At 63.7% G+C, this 20,479-nt stretch carries 19 protein-coding genes; 7 read left to right on the forward strand and 12 right to left on the reverse strand.

The features are described from left to right. Window positions 1-464: 464 nt before the first annotated feature. Window positions 465-1,961, forward strand: a complete 1,497-nt coding sequence (locus tag GA0071312_RS10875) for a leucyl aminopeptidase (RefSeq protein ID WP_074444982.1) — start codon at window positions 465-467, stop codon at window positions 1,959-1,961. Window positions 1,962-2,065: 104 nt separating this feature from the next. Further along, window positions 2,066-3,409 carry a lipopolysaccharide biosynthesis protein gene (locus GA0071312_RS10880; RefSeq protein ID WP_165604012.1) on the forward strand — a complete coding sequence of 448 codons (1,344 nt, stop codon included), beginning with the start codon at window positions 2,066-2,068 and terminating at the stop codon, window positions 3,407-3,409. Window positions 3,410-3,415: 6 nt separating this feature from the next. Here GA0071312_RS10880 and GA0071312_RS19975 read toward each other — a convergent pair whose 3' ends face one another. Beyond that, on the reverse strand, window positions 3,416-3,580 hold the full coding sequence (locus GA0071312_RS19975; RefSeq protein WP_165604013.1) for a hypothetical protein: 165 nt from the start codon (window positions 3,578-3,580) through the stop codon (window positions 3,416-3,418). A gap of 239 nt (window positions 3,581-3,819) precedes the next feature. Between GA0071312_RS19975 and GA0071312_RS10885 the strand changes: the two genes are divergently transcribed. Then, a complete protein-coding gene (locus GA0071312_RS10885) occupies window positions 3,820-4,629 on the forward strand; it encodes an aspartate dehydrogenase (protein ID WP_238947186.1) in 810 nt (269 codons plus the stop codon). On the opposite strand, the gene GA0071312_RS10890 is transcribed toward GA0071312_RS10885, so the two are convergent. The 11 genes from GA0071312_RS10890 to GA0071312_RS10940 all read right to left on the reverse strand — a co-directional run bounded on the left by GA0071312_RS10890 (window position 4,630) and on the right by GA0071312_RS10940 (window position 17,135). After that, the gene (locus GA0071312_RS10890; RefSeq protein WP_074444984.1) at window positions 4,630-5,466 is read right to left on the reverse strand and encodes an alpha/beta fold hydrolase; all 837 of its coding nucleotides are present in this window, start codon (window positions 5,464-5,466) and stop codon (window positions 4,630-4,632) included. It abuts the gene before it with no gap. A 113-nt stretch (window positions 5,467-5,579) separates the two neighbouring features. Continuing rightward, window positions 5,580-7,088 carry an AMP nucleosidase gene (locus GA0071312_RS10895; protein ID WP_074446106.1) on the reverse strand — a complete coding sequence of 503 codons (1,509 nt, stop codon included), beginning with the start codon at window positions 7,086-7,088 and terminating at the stop codon, window positions 5,580-5,582. Window positions 7,089-7,114: 26 nt separating this feature from the next. Next, on the reverse strand, window positions 7,115-7,552 hold the full coding sequence (locus GA0071312_RS10900; protein WP_074444985.1) for a hypothetical protein: 438 nt from the start codon (window positions 7,550-7,552) through the stop codon (window positions 7,115-7,117). Next, a complete protein-coding gene (locus GA0071312_RS10905; protein ID WP_074444986.1) occupies window positions 7,549-9,525 on the reverse strand; it encodes an acetyl-CoA carboxylase biotin carboxylase subunit in 1,977 nt (658 codons plus the stop codon). The genes GA0071312_RS10900 and GA0071312_RS10905 overlap by 4 nt, the downstream gene beginning before the upstream one ends. 85 nt (window positions 9,526-9,610) lie before the next feature. Continuing rightward, a complete protein-coding gene (locus tag GA0071312_RS10910; RefSeq protein WP_074444987.1) occupies window positions 9,611-10,747 on the reverse strand; it encodes an FAD-dependent oxidoreductase in 1,137 nt (378 codons plus the stop codon). Between the two features lie 13 nt (window positions 10,748-10,760). Then, window positions 10,761-12,083, reverse strand: a complete 1,323-nt coding sequence (locus GA0071312_RS10915; RefSeq protein ID WP_074444988.1) for a glucose-6-phosphate isomerase — start codon at window positions 12,081-12,083, stop codon at window positions 10,761-10,763. Between the two features lie 122 nt (window positions 12,084-12,205). Then, window positions 12,206-13,492: a M16 family metallopeptidase gene (locus tag GA0071312_RS10920; protein WP_074444989.1), complete on the reverse strand. Its 1,287-nt coding sequence runs from the start codon at window positions 13,490-13,492 to the stop codon at window positions 12,206-12,208. Window positions 13,493-13,544: 52 nt separating this feature from the next. Beyond that, complete coding sequence (locus tag GA0071312_RS10925) at window positions 13,545-14,867, reverse strand: M16 family metallopeptidase (protein ID WP_074444990.1); 1,323 nt, start codon at window positions 14,865-14,867, stop codon at window positions 13,545-13,547. Window positions 14,868-14,961: 94 nt separating this feature from the next. Then, window positions 14,962-15,561 carry a hypothetical protein gene (locus GA0071312_RS10930; RefSeq protein ID WP_074444991.1) on the reverse strand — a complete coding sequence of 200 codons (600 nt, stop codon included), beginning with the start codon at window positions 15,559-15,561 and terminating at the stop codon, window positions 14,962-14,964. Then, on the reverse strand, window positions 15,558-16,100 hold the full coding sequence (gene lspA, locus GA0071312_RS10935) for a signal peptidase II (protein ID WP_074444992.1): 543 nt from the start codon (window positions 16,098-16,100) through the stop codon (window positions 15,558-15,560). The genes GA0071312_RS10930 and lspA overlap by 4 nt, the downstream gene beginning before the upstream one ends. Window positions 16,101-16,202: 102 nt before the next feature. Next, window positions 16,203-17,135, reverse strand: coding sequence for a GGDEF domain-containing protein (locus GA0071312_RS10940; protein WP_074446107.1), 933 nt, complete (start codon window positions 17,133-17,135; stop codon window positions 16,203-16,205). Window positions 17,136-17,389: 254 nt separating this feature from the next. Here GA0071312_RS10940 and ahcY point away from each other — a divergent pair, with 254 nt between their 5' ends. From ahcY to GA0071312_RS10950, 4 genes are all read left to right on the forward strand, one after another. Then, window positions 17,390-18,790, forward strand: a complete 1,401-nt coding sequence (gene ahcY, locus GA0071312_RS10945; protein WP_074446108.1) for an adenosylhomocysteinase — start codon at window positions 17,390-17,392, stop codon at window positions 18,788-18,790. Between the two features lie 166 nt (window positions 18,791-18,956). After that, window positions 18,957-19,124 carry a hypothetical protein gene (locus GA0071312_RS19980; RefSeq protein WP_165604014.1) on the forward strand — a complete coding sequence of 56 codons (168 nt, stop codon included), beginning with the start codon at window positions 18,957-18,959 and terminating at the stop codon, window positions 19,122-19,124. After that, window positions 19,121-19,708, forward strand: a complete 588-nt coding sequence (locus tag GA0071312_RS19675) for a hypothetical protein (RefSeq protein ID WP_131817779.1) — start codon at window positions 19,121-19,123, stop codon at window positions 19,706-19,708. Before GA0071312_RS19980 ends, GA0071312_RS19675 begins: the two co-directional genes overlap by 4 nt. Further along, on the forward strand, window positions 19,705-20,472 hold the full coding sequence (locus GA0071312_RS10950) for a DUF1828 domain-containing protein (RefSeq protein WP_074444993.1): 768 nt from the start codon (window positions 19,705-19,707) through the stop codon (window positions 20,470-20,472). The genes GA0071312_RS19675 and GA0071312_RS10950 overlap by 4 nt, the downstream gene beginning before the upstream one ends. Window positions 20,473-20,479: the final 7 nt, after the last annotated feature.

Below are 20,479 nucleotides of genomic sequence, written 5' to 3' on the forward strand. Positions count from 1 at the left end.
AGATCTGCTGTTCTCTTGAGATCGGTAAATGAAAATATACTTTTAATTGTAATTGTCGTCAATGTTCTCCGGATCTTGTGCAACCATGCCGACATCGCGGGGTGTTCTGAGAGAGGCTGTCGAAACGAATTCATGGCATTTTGCTGACTTTCGCCTGATCGAGCCCTGCATCGCGTGACGATTCCCGGACAAAGCGTGTTTATTCCGGCATCCTGCGACCCTTTGGCCGATATGCCGGGAGCGTTACTGAAAATGACGTAGAGTTAGCTTGCTGACGCGAATCAGCGCCTGGTCGCAGATTGTGAACGAAGCGATGATTTATCCGCACAAGTACGTAAGCTTTCTCGGCAATCGCGCGCAGCCTCTTCCGTCTGCGCGACGAGCCGCTATGTTGGGATTCGATGAGTGCGTTTTGCGGGGCGCGAAAAAAACGACGGCCCGCTGACAAAGAAAGGCTAGTGCCCATGTCCGACGGCTTCAAACTTGATTTCGAATCACTGCAGGTTCCCGCAAGCGGCGATCTCGTCCTGTGTGTCGGTGAAGATCTGGCACCGGGGCCACAGGCGGCGCGCCTGCTCGGCGATTCGGTCGGGATCATTGCGCGCGCGGCGAAGGCCGAGAAGTTCAAGGGCAAGTTCAAATCGGTGATGACGATCACTGCGCCGGGCCAGCTCGATGTCGACCGGCTGGTCATTGTGGGTCTGGGCAAACCGGTCGAGGCGGAAACACCGGACTGGCCCGCGCTCGGCGCCGCGATCGCGGGCGCCACAGCGGGCCGCGAGGCAATGCTCGTGACCGAATTCCCCGGTTTCCAGGGCGATGATGCCGCGATTGCCGGGCTCGCGCTCGGGGCGCGACTGCGCGCCTATCGCTTCGACCACTACAAGTCGAAAAAGAAGGACGATGACGACGATGCGCCGAAGAAGGGCGGCAGGCTCACCCTCGCCGGCGCCGATCCGCAGGCGCTGAAGAAGGCGGCCAGGCAGAGCGCAGGCCTCGCCGATGGCGTCATGCTTGCACGCGATCTCGTCAACGAGCCGGCCAACACGCTCGGCCCCGTCGAATTCGCCGAACGCGCCGCAGCGCTCGAGAAGCTCGGGGTCGAGGTGGAAATTCTCGACGAGAAACAACTCGGCAAGATCGGCATGCGCGCGCTGCTCGGCGTGGCACAGGGCTCGGAGCGCCCGGCGCGCGTGGCCATCATGCGCTGGCAGGGCGCGAAGAAGAGCGAAAAGCCCGTCGCCTTCATCGGCAAGGGCGTGGTTTTCGACACGGGTGGAATCTCGATCAAACCCGCCGGCGGCATGGAGGACATGAAGGGCGACATGGCCGGTGCTGCGACCGTTGTCGGGCTGATGCACGCTTTGGCCGCACGCAAGGCGAAGGCGAATGTCATCGGTGCGATCGGGCTCGTCGAGAACATGCCCGACGGCAAGGCCCAGCGCCCCGGTGACATTGTCGAGACTCTTTCGGGCCAGACGGTCGAGATCATCAATACCGATGCCGAGGGGCGGCTCGTCCTTGCGGATCTGCTCAGCTATGTCGAAGAGACCTACGAGCCGCAATTCATGATTGATCTGGCCACGTTGACGGGCGCGATCATCGTGGCGCTCGGCAAGGATCATGCGGGTCTGTTCAGCAATGACGACGCCTTGTGCGAAAAGCTCAGCGAAGCCGGGGGCGCGACGGGCGAGAAGGTCTGGCGGCTGCCGCTCGGCAAGGCCTATGACAAGCTGATCGATTCCAAGTTCGCCGATATGAAGAATACCGGCGGGCGTTATGGCGGCGCGATCACCGCCGCCCAATTCCTGCAGCGTTTCGTGAAGAATACGCCCTGGGCGCATCTCGACATCGCCGGTACCGGCATGGCGGCGGAGGCCAGCGACGTCAACAAGAGCTGGGGCTCGGGCTTCGGCGTGCGCCTGCTCGACCGGCTCGTCGCTGACCATTACGAGAGCTGACGCGCGAATGCGTCCTGCACCCGCGCTCCCGAGGGGAGGCGCGCGGGTTCAGCATTCCTCAATTCCTGTGTGCTATCACCCGTTGGAACGTGATGTTGCAACGGGTGTCGAGATTGGCCGGTCTGCGCAAACTTCTGACGTCGATGACCTTCATCCTCCTGGTGATCCGCCTCGGCGGCGCGGGGGCGGGTTTCGTGACACAACTCGTTCTGGCGCGGCTGCTTGTGCCGGAGGATCTTGGCCTGTTCTTCGCCGCGACATCGCTTGCCATCGTTGCGGCCACGGTCGTTTCCTTCGGCTATCCGGAAATCGCGCCGCGATTCATTGCGCGTTATCAGGAGCGCGGACGTCCGGGCACGCTCGCCGCGTTCCTGCAACAGACCCATCGTGATGCCTTGCGCTTCAGCCTGCTCCTCGCTCTGCCGATTCTCGCCGCAGCGATGCTGTGGCCCGGCGCGACCGGACAGGAGCGCAGTCTGTTCGCGATCACGGCGCTCTTCATGCCGATCCTGGCCCTGTTCAGCATCAATTCCGGCATCGCCCTGTCGCTGCGGGCCTTCTTCCTCGCATATGGTCCGGAGACCTTCCTGCGTCCGGTGCTCTTCCTCGTCATCGTTGCATGCATGATCCTCGCGGGCGCAAACCCGGATGCGCGCATCGTCGTCATCTCCTTCTTCGCCGTGACCGGATTGCTCGCGACAGGGCAATGGCTGCTGCTGCGCAAGCGTCTCCCGCGCACGCGCAATTTGCGCGTATACGCGGATCGACGTCTGGTCTCGCGTTGGCGACGGGAGGGGGCGCCGCAGATCGCGGTGGGCATCTACACGCTGATCTTCGCCGATCTCGCCATCCTGCTGGCTGCGATGGTGCTCGAACCGGCAAAACTCGCCGCTTTCGGTATCGCGTTGAAACTCGCGGTGCTGATCGGCTTCGGCGTGCAGGTGGCGCATCAGGTCATCCTCCCTGATCTCGCCGATGCCCGGGCTGCACGGCGCCTCGGGCGAACCAGCGACACCATGCGTGCCGCTGCCGCGTTCCCCATTGCCTTCACCCTGGCTGCGTTGATCGCGACGGCTCTGTTCGGCGACATGATCCTCGCAATATTCCATCCGGATTTCGCGCAGGCGCACTGGGTGCTGGTCCTGCTCGTCGCCTGTCAGGTTCTGCGCGCGCTTGCGGGGCCGGTGGTGCAGCTTCTGACGATCGCGGGTGCGCAGATGTTCAATGCGCTCCTGTGCATCGCTTCGACGATCGTGCTGGCGCTCGGCAATTTCGCCCTGGTCCCATCCTTCGGATTGATGGGAGCGGGGCTCGCCGTGCTGGTCGCCTGGCTGTTCTGGCTGGTCGGATCCGCTCTCGGGCTCTATCGCATTACCGGGATGCGGTGCGATATCATCGCGCTGCTCGCCGGGACACGACAGCCTGCATCGGCGCCACAGAATTCATGAACAGGCTCAATCGGCGAAACGCGACGGTGGTTGGTCGATCATCAGATCGATGGTCAGGCCGAACGCCAGCAGCACCAGACAGGCCACGAAGACGAGCGGGCTCTTAAGGCGCGCGTAATGCGCATAAAAGCCGATTGCAAAAACGATTCCGACTGTAATCCATGTCGCCATGTCGCCCTCCTTTCATTGGATCAAGGGCAGAAACAAAGCGCGCGCTCATGTATACGATTCGCAATATGCCATTTTTCTTCTTTATCTGGCAATTAAACACGAAATCTTGGTAAAAATATTCTGAATATCCAGATTCCAATCTGTATTGCGCTGCAACAAGACTTGTTCGGCGCATGCGTCGCGGGCTTGACACACCGTCAGCTCCGGTCAATGTCCGGACGACGTTTACGGAAGGAGTCATGATGAGCGGAATTCGGGTGGGAATCGTCGGCCTCGGGGCGATCGGGCGCAAGCTCGCGCAGGCGCTGACGCAGGGGATCGACGGGCTGGAACTCTCCTGTGTCACCGTCGGGGGACGCGACAAGGCGCAGGCCTGGCTGAGCGAACAGGGGATCGACTGCCCCATCGTCGCGATGCAGGATCTGCCCGCCCATTGCGACATCGCCGTCGAATGCGCCCCCGCCGCCGTGGTCGGCGAACTGTGCACTACCATGCTCGGTGCCGGCAAGAAGGTCATGATTCTCTCCGCCGGCGCGATTCTGCCGCGTCCCGAACTGGCCGAACTGGCGCGGGCCAGGGGCGGGCAGATCATCATCCCCACCGGAGCGCTTCTGGGCCTCGATGCGGTCAGCGCCGCCGCCGAGGGCGAGATCCGCTCGGTGCGCATGATCACGCGCAAACCGCCGCGTGGGCTGGCCGGGGCACCGTATCTCGTCGAGAATGCCATTTCCGTCGAGGGTCTGAGCGAAAAGCTTCTCGTCTTCAAGGGCAGCGCTGGTGAAGCGGCGAAGGGGTTCCCCGCCAATGTGAATGTCGCCGCCGCGCTGTCGCTGGCCGGTATCGGGCCGGATGCCACGACGATCGAGATCTGGGCCGATCCGGGCGTGACCCGCAATTGCCATCGCATCGAGGTCGATGCCGATTCCGCCTCGTTTTCCCTCGAGATCGAGAATATCCCCTCCGAGAATCCGAAGACCGGGCGGATCACCGCGCTCTCCGCGCTTGCGGCCCTGCGCAAGCTCGGCGCGCCCCTGCGGGTGGGGACCTGATCAGCGCCAGCCGATTTCGGCGATGAAATCTTCCACGAGCGCGTTGAACAAGGCAGCGCGCTCGAAATAGACCGAGTGCCCGGTCGCCGGCACGCTGCAGACGCGCACATCCGGAATGTGGCGCGCCACGGCGCGTATCCCCGCCGGCGCGATCACGATGTCGTCCTCGCCGGTGATCATCAGCACCGGGCAGGCGATGCGCGCGGCATCCTCCGGCCCGCGTTTGCGCATGCTCCAGATCGCCGCGCGCACGGATTCCTTGTCGAGGCCGGCATTGAGCCGGTCGATCATGCCGTAGAGCTGGTGCAGACCGGGCTCCGCTTCGGCGAAGACCGCGCCCGTCGCCGGGTGGACATTCTCCGCGAGGAGCTTTTCGCGTATCGCCTCCCGGCTTGCATACCAGTCAGCCACCTCCGGATCATCGAGCCCGTCGAAGGAGAGCGATCCCGTCGTGCAGGCGAGCACCAGCCCGGCGAGCCGCTGCGGATGCGCGAGGGCCGTTTCGATTCCGGTCCAGCCGCCCATGGACTGGCCGATGAAGACGGCGCGTTCGATCTTCAGATGATCCAGGAGCGCGATGGTGTCGCCCGCGTAGTCACGTGGATCGGGCGCGGCGCCCGGGCAGGTCGAGGGGGCAAAGCCACGATGCGAAAAAGCGATACAGGTAAAGCGTTCGGCGAAGGCCGGAATCTGCTGCCACCAGCTCATGTGGTTGCCGCCCAGACCATGGGCGAAGAGCAGCGCGGGGCCGCTCCCGGTCACCTCGTAATGAATCGCCGCGCCGTCGGGGCGTTCCAGGCGCCCGGTGCGGGTGGCGGGAAGGGGGGTATCACGCATGCGTCGCTCTCCGGATATGATCGCAGTCGAGGCTGCCGCAGCGGCGCCGTCTGCGCAATCGGGCATGCTGCCCTATCGGTAAGCGCAGCTTGCCCGATCACGTATGCACGAGATCAGCGGAAAGGCGGCTCATCGAAGGAGCGCAGCTTGCGCGAATGCAGCGCCGTACGCTGGCCGCGCAGGATTTCGAGCGTCTCCAGCCCGATCATCAGATGCTCGCCGACAGCGCGCTGATAGAACGCATTGGCCGCACCGGGCAGCTTGATCTCGCCATGCAGCGGCTTGTCGGAGACGCAGAGCAGCGTGCCGTAGGGCACGCGCAGGCGGAAGCCCTGGGCGGCGATGGTGCCGCTCTCCATGTCGATGGCGATGGCGCGCGAGATGTTGAAACGGCGTCGTTCCTGGCTCCAGCGCAGTTCCCAGTTGCGATCATCATTGGTGACGACGGTGCCCGTGCGCAGGCGCCCCTTGAGCGCCTCGCCGCGCTCGCCGGTGACCTGGCCCGCTGCCTGTTGCAGGGCGATCTGCACCTCGGCCAGTGCAGGGATCGGTATATCGGGCGGGACCAGGCTGTCGAGAATGCCGTCCTGGCGCAGATAGGCATGGGCGAGAACGTAATCGCCGATGGTCTGAGACTGGCGCAAGCCGCCGCAATGGCCCACCATCAGCCAGCAATGCGGGCGCAGAACGGCGAGGTGATCGGTGATCGTCTTGGCATTGGACGGGCCGACGCCGATATTGACCAGTGTCACGCCCTCGCCGCAGCCCTCACGCCGCGTCAGGTGATAGGCCGGCATCTGGTGGCGATGCCAGGGCGATTGCGCCATCAGCGTTTCGGCATCCATCCGCGCAGCCTGTTCGCGTGTGACACTGATGCCGCCCGGCATGACGAGCCGCTCATGCACGCTGTCCTCGCGCTGCAATTCCTCCAGCGCCCATTGCACGAACTGGTCGACATAGCGGTGGTAATTGGTGAGCAGGATCCAGGGCTGGATGGCGCGCCAGTCGGTGCCGGTATAATGCACCAGCCGGCGCAGCGAGTAATCGACCCGCACCGCGTCGAAGAGCGAGAGCGGGCGCATCGCGTCCGTGGGCGCATCCCAGACGCTGTCGGCGATCTCGTCCCCGACCTGGGTGAGATCGGGGATGGGGAAATGCTGGGCGAGGGCGCTGGCGGAGACGTCGGCCTGGCTGAGTTCGTCGCCGCGATCCAGGACGTAGGGGTAGGGGATTTCCTGTGCCCCCGCTCCAACCTGAAGCCGCGCGCCGTATTCGTTCACGAGCGGGGTCAGCTGTTCGAGGAGATAACCGGCAAATGCTTCGGGATGCGTGAGGGTGGTGGCATAGATGCCCGTGCCGAGAAGCTTGGCGAAGGCGCGTTGCGTGCGTGGGGGCTTGGCGCCTTCGGTATAGACAACCCGCAATTCCGGATACCGGAAGCGCGCGCGCGTCTCCGGATCGGGCGGGACGCCTTCCTTGACAAAGCGCGTGATTGCGCCGCGCAGGGTCTCGGCGGCGTCGTCATAGGTGCGGCTCAGCGCGTCGATCGCGGCCTGCGGGTCGGCATATTCGGTGAAGGGGGTGCCGTTTGCATCGAAGCTCGTATCCGGTGTCTCGGTCATGATGCATCCCTTCATGGTCGTGCGCTTCAGCTCTCGCCGCAGCGCACCCATTCGATCTCATTCGGGCCGTCGACCATGAAGCGTCGATCGGGCCCGTCGGCGCGCAGCGTCAATTCGCCCGTCAGGCGGTCGCCGGTTTGCGGATCATGTTCGAAATAGACCAGCGCTCCCATGGAGGCGAAGACACGCATTTCGCGCCATTCACCGTCGCCTTCCGCCAGCGCGCCATCGCGCAGGAGCATGATGCGCTCCTCCTCGAAGACGATGCGCTCGCGCAGGGCCTGCGGATCGATCGCGGCGCACCACTGGCCTTCGAGAAAGGCGATCTCCTCCTGTGCGACATCGCAATGTCGCAGGGTCGAATCGCATTCCTGACCGAATTGCTGCAGCAGATAGCCGACATAGGCGATGATGCCGATCGCGAGGACCAGACCGCCCAGAATCATCGCAAGCCGTTTGCTCATGCCGTATCGCCCTCCTCGAGCACCACCGTGATCCGCGCACCTTCGCCAACCTGATCACCGATCGCCGCCGCGATCTCGCCGATCACGCCGTCGAGCGGTGCAGTGAGGACGTGTTCCATTTTCATCGCCTCGACCACTGCGACGCGTTGGCCCTTCTCGACGCTCTGGCCGGTTTCGACGAAGAGCGCCACCAGCTTGCCGTGCATCGGGGCCTTGATGAGGCCGCCCGCATCGAGATGTTCGAGATCGACGGCCGTCGGATCATGGATCGCGACGCGTGTCTGGCGCCCCTCACGCAGGACGAGCATGGTTTCGCCAGCCTCGACGACGCTCGCCTCGACGGCGCCGGGAGGCGATTGCGCGCCCGGCAATTCGAAGGCCGGGCCCTGCGCGTCCCAGGTGAGGGCGCCCTCGACACGGGCGCCGTCCACCATCAACGGCAGGCCGGTCTGGCGCTGGCCGACAAGCTGGAATCCGTCGCTCGCCCACCACGGCCCTGGGAGATCGCCGACGGCGACGCTGCCCGCGAGCGCGTTGCGGTCATGGTCGCGCCGCACCAGAGCGAGCGCCCCCGCCGCGACGGCGATGGGATCGAGCGGGCGTTCCACGGCGCCGAGCTCTTCGAGATTCTGATCGATGAAGCCGGTATCGAAAGCGCCGTCGCGAAAGGCCTGCGCGTCGACGAGCTTCTTCAGGAAGGCGGCATTGGTGCGCGGGCCTGCGACGAGCGTTTCACCCAGAGCCCGCGACAGACGATCGAGCGCCTCGTCGCGATCGGCCCCGCGCGCAATGATCTTGGCGATCATCGGATCGTAGAACGGGCTGACCTCGTCGCCGGCCTCGACGCCGGAATCGACACGGATACCGAAATCCTCCGGCAGTTCCAGCGCCCAGAGCCGTCCGGTCGAGGGAAGGAAGCCCTTCTCGGGATCCTCGGCATAGAGCCGCGCCTCGACGGCATGGCCCTCGAGGCGCACCTCTTCCTGCGTGAAGGGCAGAGTCTCGCCATGGGCGACGCGGAATTGCAACGCGACGAGATCAAGTCCCGTTACGGCCTCGGTCACCGGATGCTCGACCTGAAGCCGCGTGTTCATCTCCATGAAATAGAAGCGGTCGGGCCGCAGGCCCTCGCGGCCATCGGCGATGAATTCCACCGTGCCGGCGCCGACATAACCGACGGCGCGGGCGGCCTCGACCGCGGCCTTGCCCATGGCCTCGCGCATTTCCGGTGTCATGCCCGGGGCGGGCGCCTCCTCGATCACCTTCTGGTGCCGGCGCTGAAGCGAGCAGTCGCGCTCGTTGAGATGCACCACGTTGCCGTGCTGGTCGGCGAAAATCTGGATTTCCACATGGCGCGGGGAGAGCACGTATTTCTCGACCAGAACACGTGGATCGCCGAAGGAGGCCTGTGCCTCGCGCATGGCGGAGGCCAGCGCATCATCGAATTCCGTGGCCTTGTCGACCCGCTTCATACCCTTGCCGCCGCCGCCGGCAACAGCCTTGATCAGCACCGGATAGCCGATTTCATAGGCCTTCTGGCGCAGAAAATCAGGGTCCTGCTTCGAGCCGTGATAGCCCGGCACGACGGGTACGCCCGCCTTTTGCGCGAGCGCCTTGGCGGCATCCTTGAGGCCCATCGCCCTGATCGCCGAGGCGGGCGGGCCGATGAAGGCAATGCCGTTCTCGGCGCAGGCCTCGGCGAATTCGGCGCGCTCGGAGAGGAAGCCGTAGCCCGGATGGATGCATTGCGCGCCGCTTTTGAGCGCCACATCGATCACCTTGTCGATGCGCAGATAGGATTCGGACGCCGGTGCCGGGCCGATCTCCCAAGCCTCGTCGGCCATCTGCACGAACAGCGCATCCGCATCCGCCTGCGAATGCACCGCGATGGTGCGCATGCCGAGCGCTTGCGCCGTCCTGATGATCCGGCAGGCGATTTCGCCGCGATTGGCGATGAGTACCGATTCGAACACGCGAGTATCCCTGTCGCAGATGAAGCTTCATGTCCTTTGGAAAACGGGAGCGCCGTCAGGTCAAGAGTGAACCGGCCCGCACGCTTCACGACTTCGTCGGAAGCGCGTCATGATCGAACAGTGCCATGAATTTCCGGTCGATGCGATCCTTGACCAGCCAAGGCAGGCGCCCGGCGAAAGCGAAGCTGCCGCCGCGTGAGGCGATGGCGCTTCCGTCGCCGGTGGCGATCAGCATCAGCCAGTCCTTTTGTGGTATATGTGGGCTGAGCGCCTCGCCGCGAACAAGGGCACGAATGTTGCGGCGAAGGGCAGGCCCCTGACGCACGGCGAAGACGCCCGCCTTGGGACGCGGATGCGCGGTCATCGTGGCACAATCACCCACGGCGAAGACGGCGTCCTGGCCGCGCACACGCAGATCTTCCCCGATTGCCAGAAACCCGTCCGGCGTGCGTGCGAGATCACCCTCGGCGAGCACCGCCGGCGCCTGCGCATGCGAGGCGACGAGCACGGCATCGGCAGTGAGATCGCGCCCGTCCACGGTCCTCGCGCCATTGGCGTCGATGCGCGCGATGCGGCTGTGCTCATGCACGGTGATCCCGACCCGGCGCAGGGAGCGGCGCAGGAAGAAGCGCGCGGCGGCATTGATTTCCGGCGTGATCTCCTGCGCCGTCGCCAGCGCCACGTCGATCACGCGGCCATCAGATTCGCGCCGCAATCTGTGCAGCAGCGCGAACGCGAGGCAGGTGCCCGCCGCGCCGCCGCCGATGACGAGTACCCGGCGCGGGCCGTCCGGGTGTTGCGCCTGGGCGATCAGGCCCTCGAGCTTCGGGATGAGCGATCCGATCGGCTTGACGGCCAGCGCATGCGTGCGTGAACCATCAATGGCATCAAGATCGGGCGTGATGCCGATATCGATCGAGGCGATGTCGAAGGAAAGATTCTCGCCATTATCCAGCGCGATGCGCTTGTCCGCGCCATGAAAGCCGGTGGCACGCGCGCGCACGAAATCCGCCCCCGCCGCTTTTGCGAGGCGTTCGAGATCAATATGCATCGCCTCGAAGCCGTAAAGCCCTGCGATATGCCCGGGCAGCATGCCGGAATAGGGCGAGTAACGCTCCGGCGCGACGAGCGTGATGCGCAACCCCGGTTCCGGATCAAGGGCGAGGCCGCGCAGCGCAAGCGCATGCGCATGCCCGCCGCCGACGAGAACGAGATGCGTCATGACCCGGCCTGCATCACGCTCCGGCACCCTCCACCAGATATTGCTTGGCGAGCACCTTGCCCTCCTCGACGGCGGGCTGGTCGAACGGGTCGATGCCCAGCGCATAGCCGGTGAGGATTGTCTCCAGCATGAAATGCATCATCAGCGCGCCGAGATGTTCTTCATCGAGCCGGTCCACATGGATGGTGCGTGTCGGGCGATGATTATGCGCGAGCGTATCCGCCGTGGCGCGTCCCTGCGCTGCCACGAGATCGCCGATGGTCTTGCCGGCAAAGCCCGGCTCGCCCGCCTTCTCCGCCAGAGCCGCGTCGATCTTCGGACCCTTGCCGGCGCAATCGGTCGTGATCACGGTGAAGATCTTGTCATTCGGGCCGGCGAGATAGAGCTGCAATTGCGAATGCTGGTCGACCGGGCCGATGGCGGCGACGGGCTGCGAGCCCTTGCCGTCCTTGCCCAGACTCTCGGCCCAGAGCTGCACCCACCAGCGCGTGAACCGCTCCAGCCGGTCGGCATAGGCCATGGTGACGCAGACCGCCTTGCCCTCCAGCGCGGCGGCTGTCATCAGGGCGGCGCCGTTTGCCACGGGGATGTCCCTTGCCGGCAGTTCTCCGGCCCGGATCGGCGCATAGACCGAAGCGGCGCCCCGGCGGATCGCAGCGATGTCGAGCCCCATCACCGCTGCGGGCAGGAGCCCCACATTGGTCAGCGCCGAGTAGCGCCCGCCGATGCCGGTATGGTGTTCGAGGAAGGGCGCGCCCTCCGGCTCCAGCAGATCGCGCAGGGCATTCCTGGTATTCTCCTTGCGCGGCTCTGACAGACCGAAGACATGCTCGCCGATCTTCAGGCCCGCATCGGACAGCGCACGCATCACGGCCATTGTCTGCATCAGCGTCTCGCCGGTGCTGCCGGATTTCGAGATCGCGACGAACCGGGTCGTGGCCAGGGGCAGCGCCTCGAGCCCGCGCCCGAAGGTGGCCGGGTCGAGGTTGTCGAAGAAATGGATGCGCGGCCCGTCGGCAAGGCGCCCGAGTCCGGGAACCATGTAATCGGCGAGCTGGGCCAGTGTCTGACCACCGAGGCTCGATCCGCCGGTACCGAGAAAGACCACGTCGCTCGCGCCGTCGCGCAGCGCGCGGGCAGTCTTTTCGATCGCCTCGAAATCACCGGTCTCATCGGGAAGGGCAAGCAGAGCAAGCTTACCGGATGCTTCCTCGTCGCGCAGGCGCTGGAGCTCGGTCTCGGTGACGGAAAGTGCCGCCTCGATGGCGGTGCGCGGGATGCCGGCCCCACCCATCGTATTGCCCATCGCCTGCTCGATCGATTGCCGCAAAGCCATATCTGAAAACCTCCTGTGACCGATGCGAATGGTGACGCTTCACAACCGCGCCGCCAATGCGGGAAAACCCGGTTATCGTGAAGCTTCGACCTCGACAACGCGCGCCGCTGCCAAAGGATGCATCAGTCGCCCGCAAGTCCTTCGGGCCGGCCGGCCACGACGACGAGCATGCGCCCGTCGCCGAGCACGCGCTCGGCTGCGCGCATCACGTCATCGTGCGAGACCGCCGAGACCAGCGCGTTGCGCCGCGCGATATAGTCGATGCCCAGCTCCTCGAAGGCGATCTGGGCGAGTTGCTGGGCGATCTTGGTCGAGGTGTCGAAGGCGAGCGGGTAGGAGCCTGTCAGATAGGCCTTGGCCTTCGTGAGTTCCTCCGCGCTCGGTCCCTGCGTCTTGAGCTTGTCGATCTCGCCCGCGATCACCTCCAGCGCCTCTGCGACGCGCTCGTTCTTGGTCGCGGTGAAGCCCCATGTCATCGCGGCGCCGCGCAGGCTGACGAGGCCCGTGCCGACCGAATAGGCCAGCCCGCGCTTCTCGCGCACCTCCTGGAACAGCCGCGAGGTGAAGACGCCGCCGCCCAGCATGTGGTTGAGCACGAAGGCGGGGATGAAATCGGGATCACGCCAGCCGATTCCGTTCATGCCGAAACGGATCACGGATTGCGGCACGTCGAGATCGACGACCCTGCGCGTGCCGAGGCCGGCCAGTGTCGCCGCCGGTGGCGCGGTGATCTGCGCCGTTGCCGGCAGATCGCCGAATACCCCGTCGACCAGCGCAATGATCTGCGCCTCGTCCAGCGCCCCGACGACGGCGACCTTCAGGTTGTTGCGGGCGATCAGCTTGCCGTGTGCCGCGACGAGGTCGTCGCGCGTGATCGCCTCGACGCTTTCCAGCGTGCCCGCATTGGGCATGCCGTAGATGTGGCCGGGGAAAGCGGTGGCGAAGAAGGTCCTGGTGGCGCGCACGCCGGGATCGTTCTGCTGATAGCGGATGCCCGCCGATGTCTGCGCCCGCACCCGGGTGATCGCCTCCTCGTCGAAGCGTGGCTCGACCAGAGCCAGCCGCGTCAGGGTGATCGCCGCGTCGAGATTGCGCGTCAGCGTGCGCAGGCCGCCGCTGATCGAATCCTGGCCGGCATTGAAGGAGAGCTCGATCGCCGCTTCGGCGAGCTTTTCCTGATAGGCGTCGGACGGGTAGGGGCCGGCCCCCTCATCCAGCAATTGCGCCATCATCTGCGCGGTGCCGGGCCGATCCATCGGATCCTGCGAGGCGCCGCCCTCGAAGATGAAAGACATGGCGGCGACAGGGACGACCTGCGAATGCACCGCCCAGACTTCGATCCCCGCCGGCGTGACGAGCCGCTCTGCGCGGGCCGGGGCGGTGGAGACGGGTTCGACGGCGATGGTCATGCTTGGCTCCCGGGGAGGCTTCGACAGCAGGCGCGGATTCGGGCGGGCGTATTCAGTCGGACTTGAGCAGATGGCCGGTCACGGCGCGGCGCGGCACGAGATAGCGCGCCGCGACATCGGCCAGTTCCTCGCGCGTGACCGCCTCGATATCGCGCGGCCAGCGGCGCACGGATTCGATGGTCTCGCCGATTGCGAGGGCCGATCCGTAGATGCGTGCCAGCGAGGTCTGGCTGTCGGCGGCGTAGGTGGTCTCGGCGATGAGCTGCGTCTTGGCGCGCGCGATCGATTTCTCACCGAGCGCCTCATCCGGGATCGCGGCGATGGCGCGGTCGAGCATCTCCTCGAGCTGGTCGAGGCTCACTTCCGGCGTGGGCACGGCGTAGAGGGCAAAGCGTGTCTCGTCGCGCGCCGAGGACATGTACCAGGCCCCCGCATTCACCGCGACGCCGCGCTCCAGCACCAGTTTGCGATAGAGATAGGATGTCGGCCCGCCGCCGATCAGCTCGGCCAGCACCTCGAGCGCGAAGGCGTCGCGGCCCGGCGCGGTGAGGGCGGAGGGGGTGAGATAGAGACGCTGCATCAGCGGCTGGTCGACACGCGGATCGGCAACGGACACACGCCGCATGGCGCGCGGATCCGGCTCGCGCGGGCGCACACGCTCGGGGCGCGCGCCCCGTGGCGCGATCTGCCCGTAGCTGGCCTCGGCGAGGCGGCGTACCGCATCCGCCTCGACATCGCCGGCCACGACGAGAATGGCGTTTTCCGGCGTATAGAAGCGCTTGTAGTAATCGAGCGCATGCGCGCGATCGAGCGTTTCGATCTCGTGCATCCAGCCGATGATGGGGATGCCGTAGGGGTGATGCACGAAGAGCGAAGAAGCCATTGCCTCGGAGAGCTGCGCGCCCGGATCGGTCTCGACGCGCATGCGGCGCTCTTCGAGCACCACATCACGCTCTGGCGCCACCACCTCGTCGGTGAGCACGAGATTGGCCATGCGGTCGGATTCGAATTCCATCAACGTGGCGAGATGCTCCTTCGCGACGCGCTGGAAATAGGCAGTGTAATCGTATGACGTGAAAGCGTTTTCCTGGCCGCCCAGGCTGGAGACAACCTGCGAGAACGCGCCCGCCGGATGGCGCTCGGTGCCCTTGAACATCAGATGTTCGAGGAAATGCGCGATGCCGGATTGCCCGATCGGATCATCGGCGGAGCCGTTGCGATACCAGATCATGTGGGTGGCGACGGGTACGCGCCGATCCGGGATGACGACGAGATCAAGGCCGTTATCGAGACGGCAGGTGCTGATATCGGGGCCCGGCGTGTCATGCTCTCCAGAAGCGTGGCGCTGGATGGCGGCGGCCGGGTGCACGGACATGGTGGCGTCTCTCCACAAACAAAAAAGCGAGTCGCTGCATCGGCGACTCGCTGGAAGATAGGGGCGTATCCGCCCCGGGGGAAGTGCCCTGATATCAATCCGTCGGCGCGGGCTGCAGGAAACGGCTCGGCGGATCCGTCAGGCTCCGGCGGGTGAGACCCTGGGCCGTTGCGTCGTCGCCGCCGCGCATCTGCCGCTGGAAGGCTTCACGCTGCTCACGCGTGAACTCCGGCGGCTCATCGCCCCAGGGATCATTCGGATCAGTCACCGGTGCACGCCCAGTGCCACGTGGAATCCGGAAATTCGGTGTTTCCTCGCTGGTTCCGTCGCCGGCGCGAGCACGCTCCTGAAAGCGCTCGAGTTCCATCTGCTCCTCGCGCGCAAGCCGGTCACGACGATCTTCCGGCCAGTTTGGTGCGCTGCCGACCTGTTCGGGCGGGCGCGGTGACGGAAGATCGCGCGACGGCGGCACCACCAGAGGCGCGCGCTCGCGATATTCGATCTGGGGTTGCTCCGGCTCCATGATGCCGATACGCCCGAAAATGTCGCGCAAGAACGTGCCCTCCTGCGCTTGTGCGGGAAGAGCGACGCCGAGCCCGAGCGTCAGGGCCAGTCCGGCGAAAGTGGCGCGCTTCAAGGGTGTGCGCGGCATGATGAGAACCCCCTGGTTCCAGAATTCGACGATGATCTTCATCCGGATGAACCGGAATCGCGGCCATCATGTGACGGAGTGACGACATCCTCCCGCTCTGCCGCACGGCTTCGCCGCGGCTCAAGCACGAAGGAGTCATAAACGAGACCGAGCACGCCCGCAACGATGGCGGCATCGGCGACGTTGAAGACATACCAGGAAAAGCTGCCATGGAACACGTGGACGAAATCGAATACGGCACCATAGGCAATCCTGTCGATGGCATTGCCGATGGCGCCACCCACGATCAGGGCGAGCGCGATTGCGAGAAACCGATGCGGTGTGCGCAGCATCCAGATCCCGAGCCCCAAAGCCGCTGCCAGCGAGAATACCACGAGACCCCAGCGTCCCAGTTCGGTCTCCTGCTGCAAGAGCCCGTAGGAGATCCCCCGGTTCCACACCGTGATCAGTTCCACGAACGGGCCCAGACGCACCGGCTCATTCAGGAAGAGCTCGAAGACGAAGAGCAGATAAAGCTTCGTCGCCTGGTCGAGCGCCAGGATGACGAGGGCGACGAGAATGGAAAGGCGTGCGGCGCTCATGCGCTCCCCGTGACTGATTTCGCGTGTCGATATGCCTGTTCCGGCGCTGAATCGCAAGCTGCGCGGGATTTTCACGTCGCAGCCCCAAAGCCGGCGCGGGTTTCAGGAGGCTGCCGTCATACGGGGCGCCACGCGCTCCTCGTCGCCGACCGATTTGACGCGAACCCGGTTGCGTCCGTGATGCTTGGCCTCATAGAGCGCGTCGTCGGCACGCTTGATCGCGGTTTCGACGGTTTCGCCGCGTTGAAGCGCCGTGATGCCGAAGCTGCCGGTGAGGGTGATGGGCACGCCGCTGCTGGACATGAAACTGATCGTCGCAATGCTGCGGCGCAGCGACTCGGCGGCCGACTGAATCGCCCCGGCATCGCAGCCGGGCAGGGCGAGGATGAACTCTTCACCGCCGAAGCGTGCTGCGGCACCGGCATGGGCGCGCGCATATGCGTCGAACAGGCTCCCGACACGGCGAATGGCCTCGTCGCCGCAATCATGCCCGTGGCAATCGTTGAGCCGCTTGAAATGGTCCAGATCGGCCAGGATCAGGCCGATGCTGCCTTCGTCGCACGGATCCTCGTTCCATCCGGCCATCCTGGTGAAAAAGGCGCGGCGGTTGAGCAGGCCGGACAGCAGATCCCGCTGGGCCTGATGCCACAGGGCGCGCTGCAGGCGCGTCATGCGTTCGGCCGCGCGCAGCCGCGCATGCAGCTCTTCCGCGACGAGCGGTTTCGAGATGAAGTCGTCGGCGCCGGCATCGAGCACCTCGGAGAGACTGCGTGCGTGGGCCAGGGAGGACATTGCGATCACGTGGAGCGGGCGCCCGGCATTGGCGAGCAGGCGCAGCGCCCAGCATGTCTCGAAACCGTCCAGTGGGCTGGTCTCGAGCCCGGTCAGTACCGCATCGACATTCTCATCGGCACGCACGAAGGCCAGCGCCTCGACGGAATCGGTGAAGATCGCGGTCTCGTGGCCCCGCTGCGCCAGAAGACTGGCCACGCCGCGCGCCATGACGCGACTCGATTCCACCACGACGACTTTCACGACCTTTTCCTGCAACGTATTTTCCGATGATGCACAATGCGGTTGTGCTCCTTAATGGAGGCCTAATATCAAGGGCTGCATCAGATCGAAGTCGGCAATCCGACGCATGTGATCGGCGCTGTCTCGGGAAAAAGATATAAAGACATCTTTATATCTCAATTGCTCTTTGCGACGGGCTCTGATAGGACAGCCTCAATCGCCGGCGCACCGCAATGCGGTCGCGCCCGCTTTCATGCAACGAAAGGATGGAAAGCATGTCGAACGATTATGCCGTCAAGGATATCGGTCTTGCCGATTTCGGCCGTATGGAAATCGAGATTGCCGAAAGCGAAATGCCGGGGCTGATGGCCCTGCGCGAGGAATACGGCGCTTCGAAGCCGCTCAAGGGCGCGCGCATCGCCGGCTCGCTGCACATGACCATCCAGACGGCCGTTCTGATCGAGACCCTCAAGGAACTCGGTGCGGATATCCGCTGGGTGTCTTGCAACATCTACTCGACGCAGGACCACGCCGCCGCCGCGATCGCCGCTGCCGGCATCCCGGTCTTCGCCTACAAGGGCGAGACCCTGAAGGAGTACTGGGATTACACCGCCAAGCTGTTCGACTGGCACGGCGGCGGCATGCCCAACATGATCCTCGACGATGGCGGTGATGCCACCATGCTCGTCCATCTCGGCCTGCGCGCCGAAAACGGCGACGTGGCCTTCCTCGACAATCCGGGTGCGGAAGAAGAGCAGTATCTCTTCGCCCTGATCAAGCGCCTCCTCAACGAGAAGCCCAAGGGCTGGTTCGGCGAGATCGCCAAGTCGATCAAGGGTGTCTCGGAAGAGACCACCACGGGTGTGCACCGTCTCTACGTCATGGCCAAGGAAGGCAAGCTGCTCTTCCCGGCGATCAACGTGAACGACTCGGTCACCAAGTCGAAGTTCGACAACCTCTATGGCTGCCGTGAATCGCTGGTTGACGGGATCCGTCGCGGCACCGACGTGATGATGTCGGGCAAGGTCGCCATGGTTGCCGGCTTCGGCGATGTCGGCAAGGGTTCCGCCGACAGCCTGCGTCAGGCCGGCTGCCGCGTGCTTGTCTCGGAAGTCGATCCCATCTGCGCGCTCCAGGCCGCCATGGAAGGCTACGAGGTCGTCACCATGGAAGACGCCCTGCCGCGCGCCGACATCTATGTCACCGCGACCGGTAACAAGGATGTGATCACCGCCGAGCACATGGCCGGCATGAAGGATCGCGCCATCGTCTGCAATATCGGTCACTTCGACAACGAGATCCAGGTCGCGGCGCTGAAGAACTACAAGTGGCGCAACGTGAAGCCGCAGGTGGACGAGATCGAGTTCCCCGACGGCAAGCGCATCATCCTGCTCTCCGAGGGCCGTCTGGTGAATCTCGGCAACGCGATGGGGCACCCCTCCTTCGTCATGTCGGCCTCCTTCACCAACCAGGTGCTCGCCCAGATCGAGCTCTGGCAGAACGAAGGCAAGTACGAGCGTCAGGTCTACGTGCTGCCCAAGCATCTCGACGAGAAGGTCGCCGCCCTGCATCTCGGCAAGGTCGGCGCCAAGCTCACGAAGATGTCCAAGGAGCAGGCCGACTACATCGGCGTGCCGGAGAAGGGCCCCTACAAGCCCGACCATTATCGCTACTGAGCGCAGCGCCCGGGCCTTTCGCGCCCGGACGGTTGTGACGATCGGGAGAGGGCCGCTGCCGCAGCGGCCCTTTTTTGTTGATTGCAACCTTGACAAACCCAACCCAGAACGCAATCTTAAGTATGCAAGCTAAAGGCTCCCTTTGCCTGTTCGCAGTATGGCCTGCATGCACAACTACAGCACCATTGATTTCGGCCCGAATCGCGGCGCGATCAAATTTGTCGACACCTTTGTCGGCAATAAGCCGGCCATCAAATCCAAAGACACAAAGAAGGGCGTTGGCTGCGCCCAAAAGCAAAAATTACTGTCGGTGGTTGACCGCGAAACAGGTTGAGCAAAGAGTATGTTCGTGCACAAAATGAGAACAGCAAATCTTCTGCCGATATTCAAGGCGAACATATTTGTAGAAGCGAGTGGCGATTGATGGCGACTTATAATCCACTTTCTGTTGCCGATATCATCCGTGCCGACAAACAAGACGTGAGGATAGGCGGGTGGGAAGCGGGACCAGTCCCCACGGCAAAGTTCCCGCTTACGCGTCGTAAGCTCAGGTTGGGTCGGGGGTGGAGGTGGCGGGTGGTGACCTTCAACGCTCTGCAAGAGCAGTTTGTTGTTTTGGTAGCTATCAGCGAGGAAAAGGAGTACTACCGTGCCACATTGGCCATGAGATCCGGCAAAACCTTGAAAGTTGTTTGTTTCCATGAACTTCATACAGATCATTGGAACTGGCATTGTCACCTCATTCGCGGTAATGTTCATGAAACGTTCGCAGGTGTCTTGCGCGATAAAAATCTTATGTCAGCATGGCCCACGTTTACGAAAAGTGAATGCTCGGTGCCGTTTAATGTAACCGAAGAAAGCGCGCTCAGCATCGCGGCAGCGCGCTTTCGCTTCGCACAAGGAGGTGGCTTCCTGTGAACTTGCAGAAAGAGATTTGCGCCGCCTTCTGCGATGGACTGGTAGTCAGAGAAGTGCCCGTTGGTTATGCTATTTCGACGCCAGTTACGTGGTTTTCAGGTGATACCTTGAGCTTCTTTGCCCGTGTGGAGGGAGCGCGCGCGCGTCTAGAAGATAGCGGAAGTCTTCTGTTTGATCTTGAGGGGCAGGGAGTCGATTTCTCATCCGAGAACCGCATGGAAATTCTGTCCAGTCTTATGGACGAGCATGGCGTTACTCTTTCAGAAGAGGACGGGTTGTTTTGCACTGAATGGGTCGCAAAGGGCGATATCGCCAAGCTGGTGTTGCCATTCATCGCGTTCTTGACTCGGGTTCAAGACCTACTGTTCTTGAATAGGGAAGTAGTAAGGAGTACGTTTCGGGAGGATCTGATCAGCGCCCTGGAGGATACATTCAGTGAAAATCGCGTGTCTTTATCTGAAGCGCTGATACCTAATCTTCCTCACTACACCGTTGACGTTGTTGTGCGCGCTCCGAGCGGAAAGATCGCTGCGATTTTTCCAGCCACAAATGATGTCACCGTTCTTCGTGCTGTGCTTTTCTCGATGGAAGTCCAGAAGCATAATATTTCAGATATCGTGCCATTCCTGATTTATGAAAATTTAGATAGGGGCGCTATCACGCAGCAAAGTCGCGAGATCGCAGTCAATTCTGACCTCACTCCGGCCGTGTGGTCGGGAGGAAGGGGCGAAGTTATGGAAAAGGTGCGGCGTTATGTCCAGTGACAAGTGG

The organism is Saliniramus fredricksonii (genome assembly GCF_900094735.1).
Lineage (GTDB): Bacteria > Pseudomonadota > Alphaproteobacteria > Rhizobiales > Beijerinckiaceae > Saliniramus > Saliniramus fredricksonii.